At 40.6% G+C, this 21,855-nt stretch carries 14 protein-coding genes and 1 riboswitch; of the genes, 8 read left to right on the forward strand and 6 right to left on the reverse strand.

The features are described 5' to 3' along the window. The first annotated feature begins 21 nt into the window (after positions 1–21). A complete protein-coding gene (locus tag H5158_RS15570; protein ID WP_182740381.1) occupies positions 22–975 on the forward strand; it encodes an alpha/beta fold hydrolase in 954 nt (317 codons plus the stop codon). Then, on the forward strand, positions 963–1,400 hold the full coding sequence (gene dtd / locus H5158_RS15575; protein WP_149980463.1) for a D-aminoacyl-tRNA deacylase: 438 nt from the start codon (positions 963–965) through the stop codon (positions 1,398–1,400). The genes H5158_RS15570 and dtd overlap by 13 nt, the downstream gene beginning before the upstream one ends. Before the next feature lie 13 nt (positions 1,401–1,413). Here dtd and H5158_RS15580 read toward each other — a convergent pair whose 3' ends face one another. Next, positions 1,414–2,103: a spermidine synthase gene (locus H5158_RS15580; protein WP_182740382.1), complete on the reverse strand. Its 690-nt coding sequence runs from the start codon at positions 2,101–2,103 to the stop codon at positions 1,414–1,416. A 217-nt stretch (positions 2,104–2,320) separates the two neighbouring features. On the opposite strand from H5158_RS15580, the gene H5158_RS15585 reads away from it, so the two are divergent. Then, positions 2,321–3,214, forward strand: a complete 894-nt coding sequence (locus H5158_RS15585; RefSeq protein WP_145237973.1) for a bifunctional GNAT family N-acetyltransferase/hotdog fold thioesterase — start codon at positions 2,321–2,323, stop codon at positions 3,212–3,214. A 52-nt stretch (positions 3,215–3,266) separates the two neighbouring features. Here H5158_RS15585 and H5158_RS15590 read toward each other — a convergent pair whose 3' ends face one another. The 5 genes from H5158_RS15590 to dapA all read right to left on the reverse strand — a co-directional run bounded on the left by H5158_RS15590 (position 3,267) and on the right by dapA (position 8,565). After that, on the reverse strand, positions 3,267–4,307 hold the full coding sequence (locus tag H5158_RS15590) for a phospholipase A (protein ID WP_149980465.1): 1,041 nt from the start codon (positions 4,305–4,307) through the stop codon (positions 3,267–3,269). A 285-nt stretch (positions 4,308–4,592) separates the two neighbouring features. Beyond that, entirely contained in the window at positions 4,593–5,714 is a 1,122-nt protein-coding gene (locus H5158_RS15595) for a succinylglutamate desuccinylase/aspartoacylase family protein (RefSeq protein ID WP_182740383.1), read from the reverse strand. 5 nt (positions 5,715–5,719) lie between these two features. Beyond that, positions 5,720–6,925, reverse strand: a complete 1,206-nt coding sequence (locus H5158_RS15600) for a PLP-dependent decarboxylase (RefSeq protein ID WP_182740384.1) — start codon at positions 6,923–6,925, stop codon at positions 5,720–5,722. After that, positions 6,925–7,665, reverse strand: coding sequence for a 2,3,4,5-tetrahydropyridine-2,6-dicarboxylate N-succinyltransferase (locus H5158_RS15605; protein ID WP_145237985.1), 741 nt, complete (start codon positions 7,663–7,665; stop codon positions 6,925–6,927). The genes H5158_RS15600 and H5158_RS15605 overlap by 1 nt, the downstream gene beginning before the upstream one ends. A 15-nt stretch (positions 7,666–7,680) precedes the next feature. Next, the gene (dapA, locus tag H5158_RS15610; RefSeq protein ID WP_182740385.1) at positions 7,681–8,565 is read right to left on the reverse strand and encodes a 4-hydroxy-tetrahydrodipicolinate synthase; all 885 of its coding nucleotides are present in this window, start codon (positions 8,563–8,565) and stop codon (positions 7,681–7,683) included. A gap of 132 nt (positions 8,566–8,697) precedes the next feature. Beyond that, a riboswitch (Lysine riboswitch) is annotated at positions 8,698–8,891 on the reverse strand. A gap of 190 nt (positions 8,892–9,081) precedes the next feature. Between dapA and H5158_RS15615 the strand changes: the two genes are divergently transcribed. The 5 genes from H5158_RS15615 (at position 9,082) to H5158_RS15635 (ending at position 21,627) form a co-directional block, all read left to right on the forward strand. Further along, a complete protein-coding gene (locus tag H5158_RS15615) occupies positions 9,082–9,783 on the forward strand; it encodes a DNA-3-methyladenine glycosylase I (protein WP_149980470.1) in 702 nt (233 codons plus the stop codon). An 8-nt stretch (positions 9,784–9,791) separates the two neighbouring features. Further along, positions 9,792–11,207 carry a YdiU family protein gene (locus tag H5158_RS15620; RefSeq protein ID WP_182740386.1) on the forward strand — a complete coding sequence of 472 codons (1,416 nt, stop codon included), beginning with the start codon at positions 9,792–9,794 and terminating at the stop codon, positions 11,205–11,207. Positions 11,208–11,670: 463 nt separating this feature from the next. Then, on the forward strand, positions 11,671–12,735 hold the full coding sequence (locus tag H5158_RS15625; protein WP_182740387.1) for an OmpA family protein: 1,065 nt from the start codon (positions 11,671–11,673) through the stop codon (positions 12,733–12,735). Positions 12,736–13,011: 276 nt separating this feature from the next. Further along, positions 13,012–15,609 carry a bifunctional aconitate hydratase 2/2-methylisocitrate dehydratase gene (gene acnB / locus H5158_RS15630; RefSeq protein ID WP_182740388.1) on the forward strand — a complete coding sequence of 866 codons (2,598 nt, stop codon included), beginning with the start codon at positions 13,012–13,014 and terminating at the stop codon, positions 15,607–15,609. A gap of 495 nt (positions 15,610–16,104) precedes the next feature. Beyond that, positions 16,105–21,627: a leucine-rich repeat domain-containing protein gene (locus H5158_RS15635; protein ID WP_182740389.1), complete on the forward strand. Its 5,523-nt coding sequence runs from the start codon at positions 16,105–16,107 to the stop codon at positions 21,625–21,627. Positions 21,628–21,855: the final 228 nt, after the last annotated feature.

The raw sequence follows: 21,855 nt of genomic DNA on the forward strand, positions 1-21,855 counted from the left end.
GCTGATAGGAGAATCGGCATTATGCAGTTATATCCAAATATTACCCCATACCATGACTTTCATTTGAGTGTAGGGAGTGGACATCAAATTCATGTACAAGAGTTCGGTGCTCCAGCTGGCCTGCCGGTGGTAATTTGCCATGGCGGTCCCGGCATGGGTTTGCATGCTGATAATTGCCGTTTCTTTGATCCTACCCGTTATCGTATTATTTTATATAGCCAACGCGGCTGCGGGCAATCAACGCCTCATTTAACTAGCGCTAATACAACCACAGAACTGGTCGCTGACCTTGATTATTTACGCACTTACTTAGGACTAGAAAAGTGGGTGTTAAGCGGTGGTTCGTGGGGAGCAACTCTGTGTTTGCTGTATGCCATTGAACACACTCAACATGTACATGGGTTAATTTTACGAGGCACGTTTTTGGCTACTTCAGCCGATTTTCAGTGGCTATATAGTCGTCATGGTGCTGCTGCACATTTTTATCCTGAATTATATGCGCGTTTTTCTCAGGAGTTACCTGATGTTGCCAGCATTTTTGCGTTTTATCGGCGGCAGTTAAATGATGATAATCAAATTAATGCAAATCACTTTGCTAAATTATGGTGCCAATGGGAAAACGTATTAAGCCATGGTAAACAGCAACATCAATGGGGGTTAAGTTCACCACAGTTGGGGCTTAATATGGCGCGTTTAATGGTCCATTACTTTACTGCTCAGTGTTTTATTACTGATAACTTCATTGGTGAACACTATAAAAAAATTAGTAAAATTCCTACTTGGTTTATTCATGGCAGGCATGATTTAGTGTGTCGTTTTAATGCCGTACAGCATTTAGCTGAGCAACTCAACGCACAGTTACTTATTTTAGATGGTGTTGGGCATGGTGTTGATAGTAATGTATATTTAGCGGCAGTGCGGCGTGCAGCCGATCTTATGTGGATCAAATTATCGAGGAATAGATGCAAGGATTAATTCAGCGCGTAAAACACGCAAAAGTTGAAGTGGATGGTCAGGTGGTTGGGCAAATTGAGCAGGGGCTTTTATTGTTGCTTGGAGTTGAAAAGCATGATGATCAACAAAGCACTGATAAGCTGCTACATAAAGTTAGCAATTACCGCGTATTTAGCGATGAAAACGACAAAATGAATTTAAGCCTGCAAGATATTCAAGGTGAGTTATTGGTGGTATCGCAATTTACTCTGGCGGCAGATACTAAAAAAGGCATGCGGCCAAGTTTTTCATCAGCAGCCACACCTGCACAGGCTAATGAGCTATACGAATACTTTGTTAGCCAAGCTAGAGTTATGGGGTTAAGCGTAGCTACAGGGCAATTTGCTGCGGATATGCAAGTCAGTTTATGTAATGATGGGCCGGTGACATTTAATTTAACAGTGTAGTTAAGGCTAGCAGTTATTTTCTGATCACCACGATGTTGTTGGCATAACTTGGAATTTTTTCGATGCTAGGTATTTTACCAAAAGTGGTGATCAGCAAATGTTCTAACTGCTTTAATTGTGATTCATGACCAGATAAAAAATTAATAAATAAATAGCCATTTTTAGTTAAAGCACAGCGCAGTTTTTCATAAAAGCGGTGTTTGTATAAAAATAACGGCGCATCTAATTGGCTAAATAGATCAAGAATGATCCAATCGTATTGTGGGCCATGCTCTAATACAGCTTCGGCATCAAAACAGCGTAAATTCGATGCATGCTCACCACCAAAAAAACGCTTATAGCAATGAATGATATTCGGATTTTTCTCTACAGAAAGTAGCTGACTATCAGGGTAGGTGTGTTGTAAGTAATTGCGGATAGCACCGCCACCTAAGCCCAGTTCAAGTACGGCGTTTGGTGCCGGGAGTGGTTGCCATAATTGCGCTAAATATTGTAAATGCGGAAACAGCAAATGGCTTGGGCTGCTTTTCTCGACCACTGACTGTAGTGTTTCGTTGATCAATAACCAACGTAACTGCTTATGTTGGCGTACCTGAATGCAATCGGCGCCATATTTGTGCCAATAGAGTAGTTGCCCGATACGGTGACAATCTTCGATAAAGCTGTGTTTTACTGCCCCGTTGTCTTCAAAAAAATGTTCCATAGTTACATCAGCATAGACGAGTCAATCTAAAGTGCCAATATGTCTATCAAGTTTTACAGGTAAAGCAGTTATTTTGCGTTGCTCACCAAAGTCGTATTCCAAGTTTTTACCAGATGGAGTATGGTAGTTTGCAAATAATAACTGACCGCATTTTTAGTTAGATAAACGCATCTTGAATTAGCAAGCGTTTGCGGCCTTGGTAGCAACAGGAGTGATTATGTTTCAGGTGACAACACCACAAAGTAGCGAAGATTGGCAAGCGTATTATCAATTACGTTGGCAAGTATTGCGCGCGCCTTGGAATGAACCGCGTGGTTCTGAGCAGGATGATTTAGAGCAAGATGCTGAGCATCGCTTTATTAAAAATAAAGAGGGGGCAGTGTTAGGTGTTGCACGACTGCATTTTAATAATCAACAACAAGCGCAAGTCCGTTATATGGCCGTTGCACAAGGTAACCGTAATCAACACATTGGTAGCCGTTTATTGCATGAGCTCGAGAAAATTGCCTGGACTCAAGACGCCGATGAGTTAGTTTTATTCGCTCGTGAACGAGCATTAGAATTTTACAAACGTCATGGTTATGAATTAAAAGAAAAGGCTCACTTAGCTTACGATGATGTACAACACTGGAAAATGGTGAAACAAAAACCGTCTGAGCCAGGCTGGTTCCGCCATCCCAATTGGACCCAAGTTCTGCAAAATACCTGGCGCGAATCTATTCCGATCAGCGATGCTATGGGCATTAAAGTTGAAAGTTACACTGATTGGCAATTTACCACCAGTGCAGATTTAAATGCGAACTTAAACTTGCATAACACTATGTTTGCTGGCTCTATTTATAGTTTAGCGACGTTAACCGGCTGGGGCGCGACTTATTTAGCACTCAAAGAAGCCGGGCTTGAAGGTAATATTGTGTTAGCTGATGCTAATATTAAATATTTAAAACCGCTTAATAACGACCCACGTGGCAGCGTTGATTTAAGCGGCTGTAAGGGTAAATTAGCCGAGTTAGAGTCAGAAGGTAAAGCGAGCTATGTAGTGCCAGTGGAAATCTACGATGGTGAGTTACTGGTTGCTGAGTTTGAAGGTACATTTAGAATTATTAAGTAGTTAGAATTCAGAGCAAACAAAAGATAAGGCCAAGCAATTGCTTGGCCTTTTTTTATAGTAAATCAGTTAATAATATACCCACGCCAATACGTTCTATGTCAGCGTTATAATCAATTAAACTTTCACCGTAGCCGTTGAAGTATTGGGCGTAACCGCGAACTCGGCCCCATAATGGGAATGACCAATCAAGCTGAATTGCACCGCGGTTATCTGAATTTAAATTATTGCGGGTCATAAAACTAAATTCATGATCATTAAGTCGATATGCACCGCTAAATTCAAAGTAACCCATGTATTTGTAAATATCAGGGTTATCATCACCTCTTGGATCTAATGGCGTTTCCTTCTCGCTTTCTGAAATACGGTACCAAGGTTTAAAGCTAAACACATAGCCATCGTTTTCCCACAAAAAGTTTGCATAAATACGGTTCCATGAGCGCGAATCAGGCTGACTATTACCGTTAGATTGATGCGAAATACCAAGGACTACTGCCATTTCGTCGCCCCATGGAACGTGCTTTTTATCTAAATAATTAACCCAAAAAATTTCAGGCTCATAGTTGGTCTCACGAAATGGTGAGGAACTTTCTTTGTTATAAAGCTGCCAATATGACTGTAATGTAAAGGCAAAAAATATAGCCTGGTCTTCATCAGAAAAATCATCGAAAATAGGTACCTTAATTGAAAGCTGATATTTTGCTTCTAAGTTATCGAGTGGTTCATCTTGTTTTTCACCGGTTAGTTCGTCATACGCTTCAAACGAGCTATTGTTTGGGTGGGATACATAAGAAACAGGTAAAATGTAGTTACGTTTGTGTGGGGTAATAACATTACGGTTTTCTTTACTTACTTCTTCGCGTGCTTGGCGCTTATCGAGTGCGGTAAGTTGTTTGCTTTCATCAAGTGATGAGCATTTTTCACGCAGTTGTGCTAGCGTCATCTCGCCAGCCCCGCCAATTGCCTCATTTAAAATACATTGCTTTACTAGCTCGACATCATCATCTTGCTCGTTGGTTTTTGCTGTTGATTCTGATTGTGCGAATGCAGAGCTTGATAATAGTGCAGTAAATAGGATCCCATAGTGCCAAGTCATTATTATTCCTTTGATAAAATCAAATAGAGAGTAGCTATTGTGTTTTTCGTAAATGAGAATAGGCTAATTTCAGTATCATAAAACGACTAAGATACCTATCCCATACATTTATCCAGCATTTACTTTAACTGAATATCAGTGAATTGTTACTGAACTTAGTTGATTGTGGCGCTTTTTGCCCATAAATACAAAGAAAAAGCGGCCGAAGCCGCTTGTTCAATGCACTTTTTCCAATTGGATAGTCGTGCTCTCACGCAATGAGAAGGGTTGAGCTTGATATAAAAATTAAAGCTCAAATACGTTAGTAAAGAATTTATATAGTTCGGTGCCTTGGTTTACGCTTGCTGAAGCAAAATGCAAAATCGCGATGGCGTCACAATCAAGTGTTAGGGTTTGTAATGGTTGCTCTGCTAGGTAGCGCTCCATTCGCAATACTCTAGCAATCGGCTCGCCAGCTTTGATATGGCCGCCAAGTGGCGCTATATACTCAACCATGCCGCCCATAGGTGCATAGTAAGCAAGGTAATCATTTAAATCACAGCCGTAGCGCTTCATTACTTTTGGCTGATAGGGGGCATCAACGAATACCTGCTTATGATTTAGGTAACTTAAAATACTATTAGCATCATCAAGGGCCGCAGTTAAATCGATTTTTTCTTGGCTGCCGAGTTCGACCGTAAAAGCTTCAACCTGCACTTTAAACTCACGCCCTTGTTGAGCTAATGCCTCGGTTAATTGCCACCATGGGCAAAAACTTGCTTCATCCATTGCTCCTGCAAAATCATTAGGGATGATTAATACATGAGGAATATTAAAGTAGTTGGCACTGGCCTTGGCATAATCTGGGCAATATAAATGCTGACTCGAAATGGGGCCTGTGTGTAAGTCGAGCACGATATCAGCTTGGTGTGCCAACTTTTGCAAGTTAAGTGCAATGCGTTTGCCTGTAGTTAGGCGATAAGCTGGACCGCTTAGTTGTTGGTCTACTTCATCAATCAGTGCGGCTTTAAACTCACTTTTTAAGGTTTGCTCATCGGCATCACTGTATTGCTCAGCAAATTGGCTCGCGAGCTTACTATTGCAGTGATACATGCGGTTCCAGTTGGTGCCGGTGATTGGATCAAAACGACCAAGGGTGAATTCGCCCGATTTTTGATTGCAACCAATTGGGTTCGCGTAAGGCACCAGGGTGATATCGCCTTTGAGTTCAAGATGCTTAAGCTGCTCAAGTAATTGGTAAATAACCGCATTGCCTTGTACTTCTGCACCGTGCATATTAGCTTGCACATACACACTTGGCCCAGTGCCATCGCCTTTTAAACGATAGACAGGAATTGTGAGCGGTAGGCCGTTGGCAACTTCACCAACTACTATGTTTTCTTGGCTTATAGCTTTAGTCGTACTCATCTCAATTACCTTAAGTAGTAGTTGGCATCTTCAGCTGTGCGAATACAGTTAAGCTCGCCATTTTGTAATGTGTATTCAGCGGCTAGCTCATGACATAAAAAATACGGCATACTTTCGGTAAAGCCGTACGCGCCACATTGGCTAAACACCAACCAGTCTTGCTCATTTAAATCACTAGGTAATTGGTGTTCACCTAAGCAATCAAGTGCTGTACATAATGGCCCATATAAGCTCATAGTTTTGTATGCAGCAGTTGAGTCTCGTAATAATCGTGCTGGGAAATCTTGGCTGGTGACTGCAGGGCGCAATAAATGATTAATACCGCCGCTTAAGATCACTTGTTGTTGGGCATAGTTAAGTTTTCGCTCAACGACAGGCGTTGCGTAATGACCGCATTCGCCCACAGCATAACGGCCAAGCTCCATCCAGAGTTCTTGTACGCCTGCGGCATGTTTAATGTTAGCTAATGCATCAATGAGCGCATCCCAACTTAAGGTTGGTGCATCAAGAGTGTAAGGAATACCTAAACCACCGCCTAAGTCGAGTACTTTTAAGTGAATACCTAAGTCGTTGGCAAGCTTTGTTAACGGCGTAATCATTTGTGTCCACAGCTCAGCGAGTTTGTCGCTGCTAAGCATGTTGCCCCACTGAAAAATATGCAGACCGTCAAAATTAAGCGCTGGGTAGTCGCTAGTATTTAGCGCTTGCCATTCATCGCAACCTAAACCAAATGGAGTAAGGCTATCGCCACCAAGTGGGTTTTTTTCCCCTTCAGGCCAGCGTAATTGCACTCGCAGTAATACCTGTAACTGACAGTTTTGTAAGCTTGCTTGCTCGTTAAGCCAGCGTACTTGATTAAGGCTTTCGGCAACAAAGGTACGTACGCCGCGCGCAATAAAGTGTTTAATTTGTTTTGGGCTTTTGGCAGGCCCTGTATTGAGCACGCGCTCGCTGTTAATACCTTGAGCAAGTACTTGCTCAAGTTCGCCCTTGCTTGCCACATCAAAGTTAAAACCCGCGTTATCTAAGCTTTGAATGACTTTAGATAATGGGTTAGCTTTTACGGCATACCACAGTTTTACCTCAGTTTGCGTCACTAACCGCGTTAAGTGTGCGTTTAATGTATCAAGGTCGTAAATAAAAAAGGGTGTATCAAGCGCAGTTGATAGCTCATCAATGGCGGTTTTAACTGGCGTGCTCAAAAAGCTCATTAACGTAAAACCTCTTCAAGCAGCAATGAGGCATCACTTTGTTCATCACGGTATTTTACAATTAATGCACACGACATACTTAATCCTTGCTCGCGAGCCCAAGTATTAGAAGCTGGGCGAGAACCTGGAATAACAATCGCGTATTCAGGAATAGGCTCGCCTTTAGCCAGCTGGCGCTCATTAACACAGTCATAAACAGGAATAGTTGCTGATAAGCGTACACCTGGTGCGAGCACCGCGCCTTTTTTCACTACTACGCCTTCAACAATCACGCAACCTGCACCGATGAATGCATCGTCTTCTACCACCACCGGGCTTGCACCAATAGGTTCAAGTACACCGCCTAGTTGTACTGCAGCGCTTAAATGTACATTTTTACCTACTTGCGCACACGACCCCACTAACGCGTGGCTATCAACCATAGTGCCTTCGTCGATAAAGGCACCAATGTTTACATATGCTGGTGGCATAATAATCGTGCCCTTAGCAACGTGTGCGCCACGGCGAACGCTTGAGCCACCAGGTACCATACGCACTCCAGCATCGGCTGCAAAACCTTGTGGTGCTAAATTGTGTTTATCAACAAAGCCACCTGGAAATTCGGTATTAGTGCCATTTTTAAACGCTTCTAAAATACCTTGTTTTACCAGAACGTTAGCATGCCATTGGCCGTTGTCGTCTTGTGTTGCTGCGCGCACAGCGCCCGATTCTAAATTATTTAGTAGTTCTAACCAGCTCATTATAAAAACCTGTATTTAATGCCAAGATAAAATGGTGTTGTTTGCGTTGTTAATACAATCAGTTTGCGTTAACTCAAGATGCGTCAAAGGTGGACGTAAGTACGGGCTGTTAATTCGCCCTTGTAAATGCATCAATACTTTGACGGGGATAGGGTTTGCGACAGCAAACAAGCTTTGAATGGCTTGTGACCAGTCGGCAAATAAATTGGGGTGTTGACCGCTGAGACTTCGTTTTACAAACTCATGGGTTTGCACAGGCCATGCATTAGCAGCCACAGAGACTAAACCTTTTGCGCCAGCCTGGGCAAAGTAAGGCATCAGTGCATCGTCACCGCTAAAAATAGCTAAATTAGGTGCGACTTTTCTAAAACCTTCAAATTTAGTAATGTCGCCACTGGCTTCTTTGAGTGCCCACAAGTTTTTATGGTCTTTCAAGTTGCTAATTACGGCCGATGGAATATCAACAGCACTGCGCCCTGGTACGTTATAAAGCATGCAAGGATGTTTACTGGTATTAAGTAAGCTTTCAAACCAATGTGTTTGGCCTACCACGCCGGGCTTAGCGTATAGGGGAGTGCCCAGTAAATAGCTATGAATGGGTAACTGATTACAGTATTCAACCCAGGCAATTTGTTGCTTTAGATTTATACCGCCTACTGCAACCATCAGCGGTACTGTTGGCGTTAATTGGCACACGTGTTCAACAATCGCTTGTTGCTCTTTGAGTGTTAGTGCGAGGCCTTCGCCGGTGCTACCAAGTAATAAAATACCATTGTCAGCCACTTGCTGCTGTGCAACTAACTGATCAAGAGTGGCATAGTCGACTTCACCAGCGTCAGTAAATGGCGTGACGAGTGCCGTCCACAAAGGGTAGTCATTTAAATTGAAGTTATTGATCATCTCTCACGAACTTATAAGTGATTCGAGGAGTTAATAAGCTTTTATGATTGGAGCCACATTAACGTCGTTCGAACTAATAATTCGAAGAGCGAATGGGCTTAATATAATAGGGCGCTATGGCCTTATTACGCTAAGACCAGAAGCTCTCCACCAAATATTTTAACAGCCAAGCTGTTATTGGTGACAGTCGCTGGGATTCAACCCAGTCGCCCGAAGTAAAACTTCACAAAAAGTGTTACTTCTCGGCGTTAATTCCCCTCACGTATGATCACTGGAGTGTGTGCTCCTCACATACGTTACCTGAATAACGCACCTCTTCTAGCCCATGGTGTAAGTTTTATCGTTTAAAACTCAAACCTTTAATAGGGGTAATGCGAAAGATTAAAGCATTTTAGCCGTCTAGGTGTCAAGGCTGGATATTTTTAAGTTTATTTTTAGCTGCAATGTGCTCCTGACATTTTTTTACAACGTAAATAGCGTTACAGTAAGCGTAATAACAAGCAGTGGTAGTGAGTAATGGAAAAATTTCAAGATATATATCAACGAGCGGCACAGCGAAAAGGTAGCGAAGTAATGTTACAGCAATTACTTGTTGCCCCTCAAAATGCAAAGCAATTAACTGCTTTACCTGATGATGCATGGCTTGAAGAGTTTACCCGCAAAATTTTTCAAAGTGGTTTTTATTGGTCAGTGATCAACAATAAATGGCCAGGTTTTCGGGAAGTATTTTGGGATTTTAGTGTGGCTAAATTATTAATGATGCCGCCAGATATGCTTGAGCAAAAAGCCACCGATGAGCGAATCGTTCGTAACTTTAAAAAAGTGCAAACGATCCCAGAAAATGCGTATATGATCCATGAAGTGGCAAGTGAACATGGCAGTTTTAGTCAGTTTATTGCAGATTGGCCGAGCGACGATATTATTGGTTTGTGGGGGTATTTAAAAAAGCATGGGGCGCGTTTAGGTGGTAACACCGGCCCTTATGCATTGCGAACCTTAGGGAAAGATACTTTTTTATTATCGCGTGATGTAGAAAGTTATCTCCGTGCTCATAAAATAATTGATGGCGGTTTACAAACTAAAAAGTCACTTGCCAGCGCTCAACATTTTTTTAATGAATTGCAGCAACAAAGCGGATTAAGCCTTCAAGAGCTCAGTTTGTTAGTTGCATACAGCGTGGGCGATAATCGCGTTGGCATACAAACAACCCAAGCCTAAGGAATACTATGAAATTAGTTGCTCGTTACACCCAGATTACTGATGATTTTGCTGTGGCGGATCAGCCAAGTGCTGTTATTGCTCCAAACTTACTGCTGTGGAACGATACGTTAGCTAGGCAGCTTAATATTGAGGTTGCCACATCAGAACGTGCGGTAATTTTTTCTGGTAATCTTAATAACAGCGATGTTGCTGCTGTGGCATTAGGTTACTCAGGGCATCAATTTGGACATTTTTCACCGCGTTTAGGTGATGGGCGAGCACATTTATTAGGGGCTGTCACTGATCAGCAGCAACAGCTTTGGGACATTCAACTCAAAGGTTCTGGTGCTACGCCATTTTCACGTGGAGGTGATGGCCGTTGTGCAATCGGTCCTGCGGTACGTGAATATATAATGAGTGAGGCAATGCACGGGCTTGGCATACCGACGACACGTTGTTTGGCAGTTGTTGCCAGTGGTGAAACAGTTTACCGTCAACCACCACAACAAGGAGCCATTGTTACCCGCGTTGCTAGTAGTCATATACGTGTCGGTTCGTTTCAGTATTTAGCTGCGCAAGGTGACGTTACTGGTTTAAAAGCCTTAGCTGATTTAGCTATTGAGCGTCATTATCCTGAGATAAAGTCTACGGGCTCTGCGCGTTATTTGGCATTTTTAAGTGCGGTAATTGAAAAGCAAGTTAGCCTGATTGTTAGCTGGATGCGCGTTGGTTTTATTCATGGAGTAATGAATACTGATAATACGCTCGTCAGTGGTGAGACCATCGATTATGGCCCTTGTGCAATGATGAATCAGTTTGATTTTGATACTGTATTTAGTTCTATTGATCGCCAAGGCCGCTATGCTTTTGGCAATCAACCTAATATTGCTAATTGGAATTGTGCACGTTTAGCTGAAAGTTTAATTCCTTTAATTAGCGATGACGAAGAGCAGGCTGTTGAGCTATTAAGCCCATTAATAAATAGTTTTGCTGAGCAGTTTCATCAAGCATTTACACAGATGTGGGCGAAAAAATTGGGCTTTGATGGTCATCAAGACGGCGATGCTGAATTAGTATTCGAGTTATTAACTTTACTGAAAAGTCATCAGCTTGATTACACCAATACTTTTGACTCCTTAACAGAATCATTGCAAGGTCAGACTGCCATTCCGAGTGACTTGGCTGGTTGGTCTATTAAGTGGTTAGCCAGAACAAATACGCAAAGCTATCAGCTGATGCGCCAAGCCAACCCACGCTTGATCCCGCGTAATCATATCGTTGAAAGCATAATACAGCAGTATGAAAGTACTGGTGAAAGCAGCATGTTAGATGAATATTTAACGGCCTTGAGGTCGCCTTACCAATTGTTGGCAAGCCCTGCATTTTGGTACTCCCCGCCTGTTGATGGGGATACTAATTACCAAACATTCTGCGGAACATAATAACGCAGTGCTGATTGTTAGGCGTATTGTTCGTAAATTGAGCGACGATTAATGAATTGATGTGACTTATACATCCAGATCTTTAGTTAAAAGCTGTTATTTATTAATAATTATAAGAAATAAATATGCTTAACTACTTGTTGATTTAAAATTAACCAATATAATGCACTCATTAGCTTAAGCATTTAAATTATTAAAGCCAAAGATATTAGAAACGTTGTGGCTGAAATTGCAGTGATAGCAATTACAATGCTGACAATCGATAGATGTGCAAGTTAGGTAAAGTTTTTTATCTGAACTATAATGTAGGGCGCTTTATTTTAATAAATAGTTAAATTGCAAAATATGCATTTAAATATTTTCGTTAAGTAATGATTAACTAAAGATACGGTACTCTATGGTTAAACTTATTGAGCTAGGGTCTCTTAGCTACAATTTTAATTGTGAAAATGGGAAGGAAACAATGAAATTAAAATCACTTACTATTGCTTTAGCACTAGCTGCAACTAGCGCTTCAAGTTTCGCTGCTGAAAAAGAAGGTTTCTTTATCGGTGCTTTTGGCGATTATTACGATGCTTCATGGGAAAATGTCCGTGGAAGCGCAGGTACCAACGTTGATGATTCAACTGGTTGGGGTGCAGAAATTGGTTATCGTTTTAACGATTACTGGAGTGCACGTCTAGAATATGCTGATATGGATTTTGACATTTCAAATGCAAATCCTGCCATGAACGCAACAAGCATGGACGGCGACCGTTTAGGTATTGATGGTCTTTATCACATCAACGGCGGCCCTTTCTATGGTATTTTCGGTCTTAAAAAAATCGATATTACAGAAAACCTAACTTTTGCTAATGTGGGTGCTGGTTACCAACATTACTTCACTGATAATTTTGCATTTAATGCTGAAACATCTATTTACCAAGGCCTTGACCGTGGTTACACAGATGTAGGTGCTAAACTTGGTCTTAGCTATTTATTTGGCAAGCAAAGTTCAGCTGCTGAGCCAGTTAAAGCTGCTCCAGCTCCAGCTACAGTAGTACCTGTAGCAGTTGCCCCGGTAGATAGCGATGGTGATAACATCCCTGATGCAGATGACCAATGTGCAAACACACCAATGACAGATGCTGTTGATGGTACAGGTTGTACTTTATATGAAGACCGTGAAGTAACTAAAAGCTTGTTAGTAACATTCCCTAACAACGCCTCAAAAGTTGCTGGTAAATATGACAGCGGTATTGACCAAGTTGCTAGCTTCTTAAAAGAGCATACAGACACAACAGTATTACTTGAAGGTCATTCTTCAGCTGTTGGTAAAGCTGAGTATAACAAGTGGTTATCGAAAAAGCGTGCTGATGCAGTTGCTGCTAAGCTAATTGCTGATGGCATTGCTGAAGATCGTATTACTACTGTTGGTCTAGGCGAAGAGCGTCTTAAAAATACAGACAACACACCTGCTGCACACGCGGAAAACCGTCGTGTAGAAGCACACCTTAAGTCAATTGAGCGCGTGAAAGTTAAGCGTTAATAGCATTTGATTTATTAAAAACCCAGCAAGATGCTGGGTTTTTTTATGCCTAAAAAATAGCAATGATTCGCAGTTAATTAACATTCATGTGAATGGTTTTTTCCTAATTGGTTATTCACAGTATTTATAATGAGTATAGAATTTTGCTTGATTGCACGGATTTTCATCTATATTTAAAAGCTTTATAATTAATCGTCAGAATACTATAAGTATTGAGTAATTTTTCGCGAGAATGTGTATTACTGAATACTTTCACGTCACCAAGAGGGCAATATTGTGCTAGAAGATTATCGTAAACACGTAGAAGAACGTGCCGCGTTAGGTATCGTACCAGCGCCATTGGATGCTCAGCAAACGGCTGATCTTATCGAGCTAGTTAAAACACCACCTGCAGGTGAAGAAGAGTTTATTTTAGACTTATTAGTAAATCGCGTGCCGCCAGGTGTGGATGACGCAGCTTACATCAAAGCTGGCTTTTTAGCCGCAGTTGCTAAAGGTGAGGCAACTTCACCACTAATTTCAAAAGAAAAAGCAGCTGAACTATTAGGCACAATGCTTGGCGGTTACAACATCGCCCCCATGATTGAGCTACTTGACGAAGAAGCGCTTGCGCCAATCGTTGTTAAAGGTCTTGCAAATACGTTATTAATGTTTGATGCATTTTATGACGTTGAAGAAAAAGCAAAAGCGGGTAATGAATACGCTAAGCAAATTATTGAATCTTGGGCTGCTGCAGAATGGTTTACCAATAAACCTGCGGTTGCTGAAAAAATCTCAGTTACGGTATTCAAAGTAACAGGCGAAACAAATACTGATGATTTATCACCAGCGCCAGACGCCTGGTCACGTCCTGATATTCCATTGCATGCTTTAGCAATGCTAAAAATTGAACGTGACGGTATTACACCTGATAAAGCTGGTGAAGTTGGTCCAATTACACAACTTGAAGAACTAAAAACGAAAGGCTTACCACTTGCCTACGTAGGTGATGTTGTTGGTACTGGCTCTTCTCGTAAGTCAGCAACTAACTCTGTACTTTGGTTTATGGGCGATGATATCCCGTTTGTACCAAACAAGCGTGTTGGCGGTGTATGTTTAGGTAATAAAATTGCGCCAATCTTCTTCAACACAATGGAAGATTCAGGCGCATTACCAATCGAATTAAATGTTGATGAACTTAACATGGGTGAGCAAATCGATATCTTCCCTTACGAAGGTGTTGTTAAGCGTCACGGTACTGATGAAATTATTTCTACTTTTGAACTTAAATCTGAGGTAATTTTAGATGAAGTTCGTGCTGGTGGTCGTATCCCACTAATCATTGGTCGTGGTTTAACTGACAAAGCGCGTACATCTCTTGGCTTGGGTGCAACTGATGTATTTAAAGTACCAACAGCAACAGAAGTTTCTGATAAAGGCTTCACACTAGCGCAAAAAATGGTTGGTAAAGCATGTAACGTTGCTGGTATTCGCCCAGGTCAATACTGTGAGCCTAAAATGACAACTGTTGGTTCGCAAGATACAACCGGTCCTATGACGCGTGATGAACTTAAAGATTTAGCCTGTTTAGGTTTCTCTGCAGATTTAACAATGCAGTCTTTCTGTCATACATCAGCTTACCCTAAACCTATTGATGTAAATACTCACCATACGCTTCCTGATTTCATCATGAACCGTGGCGGTGTTTCACTTCGCCCAGGTGACGGTATTATCCACTCATGGTTAAACCGCATGTTATTACCAGATACCGTCGGTACTGGTGGTGATTCACATACACGTTTCCCATTAGGTATTTCATTCCCAGCTGGGTCGGGTGCAGTAGCATTCGCAGCAGCAACTGGTGTAATGCCACTTGATATGCCTGAATCAATTTTAGTCCGTTTTAAAGGCGAAATGCAGCCTGGTATCACATTACGTGACCTAGTACATGCAATCCCTTACTACGGTATTAAGCAAGGCTTATTAACCGTTGAGAAAAAAGGAAAAATTAACGAATTCTCTGGTCGTGTACTAGAAATTGAAGGCGTTGAGCACCTAACTGTTGAGCAAGCATTTGAATTATCTGATGCATCTGCAGAGCGTTCGGCGGCAGGTTGTACTGTTAAGTTATCTAAAGAATCTATTTCTGAATACCTAGAATCAAACATTGTGATGCTGAAGTGGATGATCTCTGAAGGTTACGGTGATGTACGTACGATTGAACGTCGTGTTACAGCAATGCAAGAGTGGTTAGCTAACCCAGAACTTATGGAAGCTGATAAAGACGCTGAGTACGCTCATATAGTTGATATCGATTTAGCCGAAATTAAAGAGCCAGTTCTTTGTGCACCAAATGATCCAGATGATGCGCGTCTTCTTTCTGATGTTGCAGGCGAGAAAATTGATGAAGTATTCATCGGCTCTTGTATGACTAACATTGGTCACTTCCGTGCTGCTGGTAAGTTGCTTGATGGCTTTAAAGGTCAATTACCGACTCAGCTTTGGGTTGCTCCACCAACTAAGATGGATAAAGACCAACTTACAGAAGAAGGTTATTACGGTATTTTTGGTCGTGTTGGCGCACGTATCGAAACTCCAGGTTGTTCACTATGTATGGGTAACCAAGCACGTGTTGCAGATCAAGCAACAGTTGTGTCTACCTCTACACGTAATTTCCCGAACCGTTTAGGTAATGGCGCAAACGTATTTTTAGCTTCATCTGAACTTGCTGCAATCGCTGCAATTTTAGGTAGGTTACCAACATCTCCTGAGTATCAAGAATATGCTGCGAAGATCAATGCAACAGCATCAGATACATACCGTTACTTGAACTTCCATCGGATGCCTGCTTACACTAAAAAAGCAGACAACGTGATTATTCAACAAGCTGTTTAAAAGTCTACTTGTTGCAAAAAAACCCACAATATGTGGGTTTTTGTTAAGCCTTTGTTCATTTCCACTTGACGAAAAGTTTTCTTAGTCTAGAATCTTACCAATAAAAAATTAACATATGTTATTAGTTGCCATGGAAAAGGCGATAACTTCCTTCATGCTATTAAAATAATTAATCAGCAATGAAAGGCACCATCGTAAACTCCTTAGCTAATTTCAATTTCATTTACCACATCAAATTACGCAGCATCAATATCTTTAGTGTACGAAAGAATAATTAGCCTATGAGAATCAGGGGATTGGGAGATTTAATAACTTGAGAATGATGATTCGAGCTTGAGGCTTCTGAGGTGTAATTCTTAAAGTATAAATATAAAAAGTTATAAGAACCGAAAACAAAATTTTAAAGCCACATTAAGCTAAGGCTTTTTTAAATTATTAAAGGGAAATGATTTAAACACAGCTCCCTCAATAGCATCCATTTAAAAGGGGAATAAAATGGGTTTTTTTGAAATAAAGCTACGCATAGGCTTACTAGCCAGTGCGCTATTTTTAACTGGCTGTGGAGGCGGAGGTGATGATAGCGGTAGTACAACGCCAAAACCTGTTGACCCAGTTAACCAAGGCCCAATAGTTACACTAACGGCTGCAGATGAACAAATAGAACAAGAAACATTCACTCTTAAAGCGACAGCAAATGATACTGATGGTGAAATTTCGTCATATAGTTGGAGCCACGATGCGAGCTTTGACTTTATCAGTGATGGTCTTTCCAGTGCTGAAGTGAGCTTTACTTCCCCCGATATCAGTGAAGACATTACGGTTAATTTTACTGTAACGGTTACTGATAATGATGGTGCTTCAGCATCATCCTCTCAAGCGGTGCTCATCAAGCGTAAAGTATCCAATGTAACCATAACAGGGCTTGTTACTGATGAGCCAATTGCAAATGCTGAACTTGAAATTGTTGTTGGTGGTGAATCGTTCCAGGTTCAAGCAAATGATAGTGGTCGTTATACAGCGGTTTTAAATATCGATGAGTCATCAACTAAAAAGTTGGTAAGAGTAAAAGCGAAAGGACTAGATGCCTTAAACCCAGGTGTTGAGTTTGTATCGCAGCTAAGTTCAGTTGAAAAGCTTTTAGCACAAGCGGGCGAGGATAATACGCTTGATAGTAATGATAATTTTAGTGTCAATATCACTAATGTTACCACTGCTGAATTTGCACTTTTAACACGTGATGGTACAGAGCCTGCGAGTGAAGAAGAGCTTAATAGCGCACTGTTAAATGTTGATGCGGATGAGAAGATTCAGCTAGCAACACTTATTAAGATTGTTGTTGATAATCCAGATTATCAATTACCTGAAGGTATTAATAGCACGCTGGAGCTTGTTGCGAATGAACAAGTCGCGAAGCAGTTTGAAGAAGAAGTGATAGAGAAAGATCCTGAAATCATCGAAAAAACCAAAAAAGAAATTAAAGAAGATGATGCTCTCGTAACCGGCGCAACAGGTACGCTCGAGGGTAATTATATTATTAACTCACCTCGTTATCATACCAATACAGCATTCCACCTTAGCTTAAGGGCTGATGGAAGCGGGCAGTTTAGCTCTAATACCAGTAGTGCGATCTCTTGGGCTGAAAATGCAGGCGTTTATACATTAGACTTTGCTGAAAAAGTTACGATTTATCAAAATTCAGATGCAGAAAGTTCAGAGTCTGTAGTTTTAACTGGATTCAGCTTTACTGTATTGGCTGAAAACGATGTGTTTAGAACCATCGAAGTGACGCGTTCAACAGAGCGAACGGTTGTTAATAGCAACAGCGGTTCAGTTACAATGACGACTGAAGATGATGAAACATATACGACGAATCTAATATATAAAAATAAAACCATTTCATTATTAGCTGAACAGCTGGTAGGTGAGTGGGCACTTCATGTACAAGATAATGACTTTTATACTAGCTACGATCCCAACCTACCTGAAACTCTGCAATTTTATGCTGACGGTACAGGCGTTGTTGATAGTAGCGAAGCGTTTACTTGGCAGCTAAATAGCCATAGCTTAATTGTTAACTATGATGACGGCGGCGAAACAGGGCAGCTAGAGCTTTGGTTTACAAAAGCATTAAGTGGCGGCTATCAATTAGTTGGTCTTGATACGAGCTTTGATAAGCCGAGTGACACCCTAACGGGGCTATTAATCAAAAAACAAGCGGTATCGACTACGAATGATGATTTAATTGGTCGTTGGCATGGCTTTATCGGCACATCTCAATCGTATGATTTAAATATTTTTAGCGATGGCACAATGATGATCGGCCTAGGCATCACTGATTGGCAGGGGCATTTAAATGATGGTCAGTTTACACGTAAGCGTTTTATTTATAACAATGAAATTGTTACGTCATGTGAAGGCTTTGGTGCAAGTTGCTACCTTGAAAGTGAAATGATTCATGAGTTCATCAGTATTGTTGGTAACCTGTATTACATTAAGCGCACTCTAAATTACTATTTACCAAATGGTGAGATTAGGTCTCAAAGCGGTGCAATATTAGTTTATGAATACAGCAAAGACTTAACCTACAGCGCATTCACCGAAGAGCTATTAGAGAATTACACAGAGTTTTATTCAGCAGATGGCCAAACAGATAGAATTTATACTGAATATGACGAAAACGGTAACGTAATATACGTTGTTGAATTAGAGGGGCAGACTTACACCGGCGCAACCTTTAATGACGGTGTATTAAGTTATGACCGAAATGGTGAAACGTGGCATCTTGAGCTTGTTTCATCAGATACCGGCAGCATTGTAGTTTGCCATTATCAAGATGGTGGCACGTGTAATGCTGCGTCACAAATTACTTACTTACCAAAGCGCCCTAAAGTTACCCTTAGCGCTAACTCAAGTGGCAATGGTGAAATTTCACCCGCATCACAAGCGTCATTTTTGTATCAAAAAGTTGGGTTTGAAATCATTCCTGACGACGGTTTCGTTTTAGACGTAATTGAAGGCTGCGATGGCTATATTGAAGGTAATCACTACATTGCATTTGCAAGTAACACTGATTGTGAAATTACAGCAACCTTTAAAGAGAAGCAGGCAACAGCTGGTAGCTTCATTATTGGTAATCAAGATCTGTATTATGCAAGTGCTTATACTGTAGATCTTAATGAAGATAATACCGGCTATTTAACCTACAACGGTAAAGTTGATATTACTTGGCAAGAGGATGAGCAAGGTGTGATTGAAATCACCCCACAGCAAGCGTTTATTCTTAATGAATATCAAAATATAGAATATCCAGAGGGTTTTCCACTTGAGGTTAATTTTAAAAATATTGCTACAAGCCTGAGATTAAAACCATTACCAGAGAAAGGAATTAACTGGTATGAGTTAGATCGAGTAATCGAACAATATAAAGATGATGTGTTAGTTGATGAATACACAACTTCTTATGAAGTGAGTAAAACATCACTCGATCAACGTTTAGCTATTACAACCGATGATATCGCAGGACAATGGTCAGTTGACTTGGTCGGGGAAAAGACTGTTAATAAAGTAAATTTTAATCTTGATGGGTCTGGTGTATCTCATAATATAAGTGACTTATCCGAAGAGAATTTCACTTGGCAAATAGTTGATAACTCTATAGCGCTTTTCTTTCCTGAAGATAACGGAACTGAATCATTTTATATCACTAAAGGTTTAAATGTTGGTTACCAGCTTGTTACTCAAGGTATTTTTGACGGTGAGCATTATACAGATTCAGGCATCATGGTGCGTCGTAATGAACAACCAATTAGTGCAGATAACTTTGCTGGTCGTCACCAGTTTAGAGATGGTCATGACCTAGACACCCATTGGGGGGAAATACAAGTTTATGATGATGGAGAGGTTTTCTTTACTTTTGACACAAGCTCTTTTCAAGGAGGGTTTGAAGGTGGACATTTAAAACGTGATCGATATTCTGAATACGTTGATGGCATCTATCAGAGAGTTGATTGGTGCGATGTTTCTTTAGATACATGCACACTTGAGGGGGAGTTTATATATACCCTAGTCGCTGTTGATGGTCAGCGTTATTTTATAGAACGGACGCTTGGCGGTGCCGTAAATGGTGGAGACACTACAGCACATTTATATATACATGATTACACACCTTCAACAGATGTCGCTCAGTTTGAAGAACATAACTTAGTTTTTAGCCTTTATCAAAATGATAGTAATGGTATTGCTCGCTGGGCTGTTACCTATGGTTACTATGATGAAGTGCTAAATAAGCAACACTATATTTTCCAGATTGACGACACTGAACCTGTATATGTTGAGCTAGTTGATGGAAAGTTAGAGTTAACCCTCGACGGTCAAGATACTGTTATTGAATTAATTGATAACAACCGCCGTAATGTTACTTTCTGTAAGTACTTAAAAGGTAATAGCTGCTTAGAGCAAGATAAAGTTTACTTATCGTTTGATTTACCTATGCATACAATCACAGTTAATGGTGATGGTAATGGCTCATTAGCTGTAGGAGATGATAGTAATGTTGCTCATGGCTCAAATTGGTCGACATCTATTGAGCCAAGTTCAGGTTATGAGCTTGATAGTATTTCAGGTTGTGACGGCTATGAAGATGGCAGTGATTATAGAATCCCTTATGTGAAAGAAAGTTGTCAAATTGATGTAACGTTTAAAGAGCTTATTCCGTTATCTACCCAAGCGAATATTACAGATCCTGCGCTTGCAATGTGTGTTGATAATTCAGGTGAAACAAGCTTAGAGAGTGTGATTGAATTAAATTGCCTGTGGAACAACTATGGTGAGATTACGTCTTTAGCCGGTCTAGAGGCCTTGCCTAATTTACAGATTCTTGAACTCTCAGACTTAAACTTGGGTCCCCATCTTGATTTATCTGCTTTTGAGCAATTAACAGAGTTTTCTAATGGTTATAACTATGGTTCTGAGCAGCAAACAAAAATAGAATCTATTCAATTTTACGACTCTAGTCTAATTACTCGCCTAGAGTTGAGTGGACAAAATCTTTCAGATATTGACTTATCTGCATATACCTCACTGCAGTATTTAACTTTGCATGATATGCCATTGACTCAGATTGATTTATCTAATCAAACACAATTAGTGCATTTAGACTTACAAGGCATAGAGTTAAATCAGCTAGACCTAATCTTTAACACTCAGTTAGAGTACTTAGCAATTAATAGTGGTAGCTTAACTGAACTCAATATTGGGCATTTAACAGAGCTAAGAAATGCGTTTTTATGGGGGCAAACGGGGGTAACAGAGCTTGATGTCACCAATTTAACGAAATTAACTCGCCTTGATATTGGTAAAATGGGGGTTTCAGTGCTTAACCTAACAAATCTCGTTAATTTAGAAAGCCTTAGCATTTCTTATACCTCAATAAATAATCTAGATTTTTCAGCTTTACAAAGCTTGACTTCATTAAGTATCGAAGGTATTGAGCAATCACTTGTGCCATGGTCACAGGTCTATCACATATCAAGTTTAACGATAGGTGGAGCTAATTATACAAGTTTTGATTTTTCGTCTTTTACTAATTTATCAAGACTAGGAATATATCAATCAGGTATTAGTGACTTATCGTCAATTGCTAATCCTGAGCTAATTTTATCACTGGATTTGTTTGGTAATTATCAGCTTGAACAGCTAAATATAAGTGAGATGACGTCTTTATACTGGCTGCAGGTGAATAACTCTCCAATTACGACTCTAGATTTTAGTAATAATAGCAATTTAACAGACGTCTATTCTAGACAGAATGCATTAGAGACTATTAGTGGAATAGAAGCTATTGCTGATAAATCAGCAAGGTTGGACTTTGATTATAATCCGCTAAGCAGTGGTACTGTTAGTTATTTAGATGATTTACGTGATAACCAAGGTTATTACAATATTTCGTATTCAGTAAACTACAGTGTTACTGTGAACGTTACTGGCAACGGTAGTGTTAGTGAATCTAACTTTCTATAATCAGATGGTGAAAGCCGCGGGATAAATTTATACCACTGATAGTGGTTATGAAGTTGTAAGCGTAACAGGCTGTGATGGTACTTGGGACTCAACTGACTATTATTAGCCCGTTGCATGCATATGGCCCGATGCGCTAGCGGTGAAATGAGGTGAATGCAGCGTTCCTTCTTGGATGCTGCCATTCGCTCGACCATTTAATGAACCTGTTTTTGGATCTACAGCAAACTG

It is taken from the genome of Pseudoalteromonas sp. SR45-6 (genome assembly GCF_014163545.1).
Taxonomy (GTDB): Bacteria; Pseudomonadota; Gammaproteobacteria; order Enterobacterales; family Alteromonadaceae; genus Pseudoalteromonas; species Pseudoalteromonas rhizosphaerae.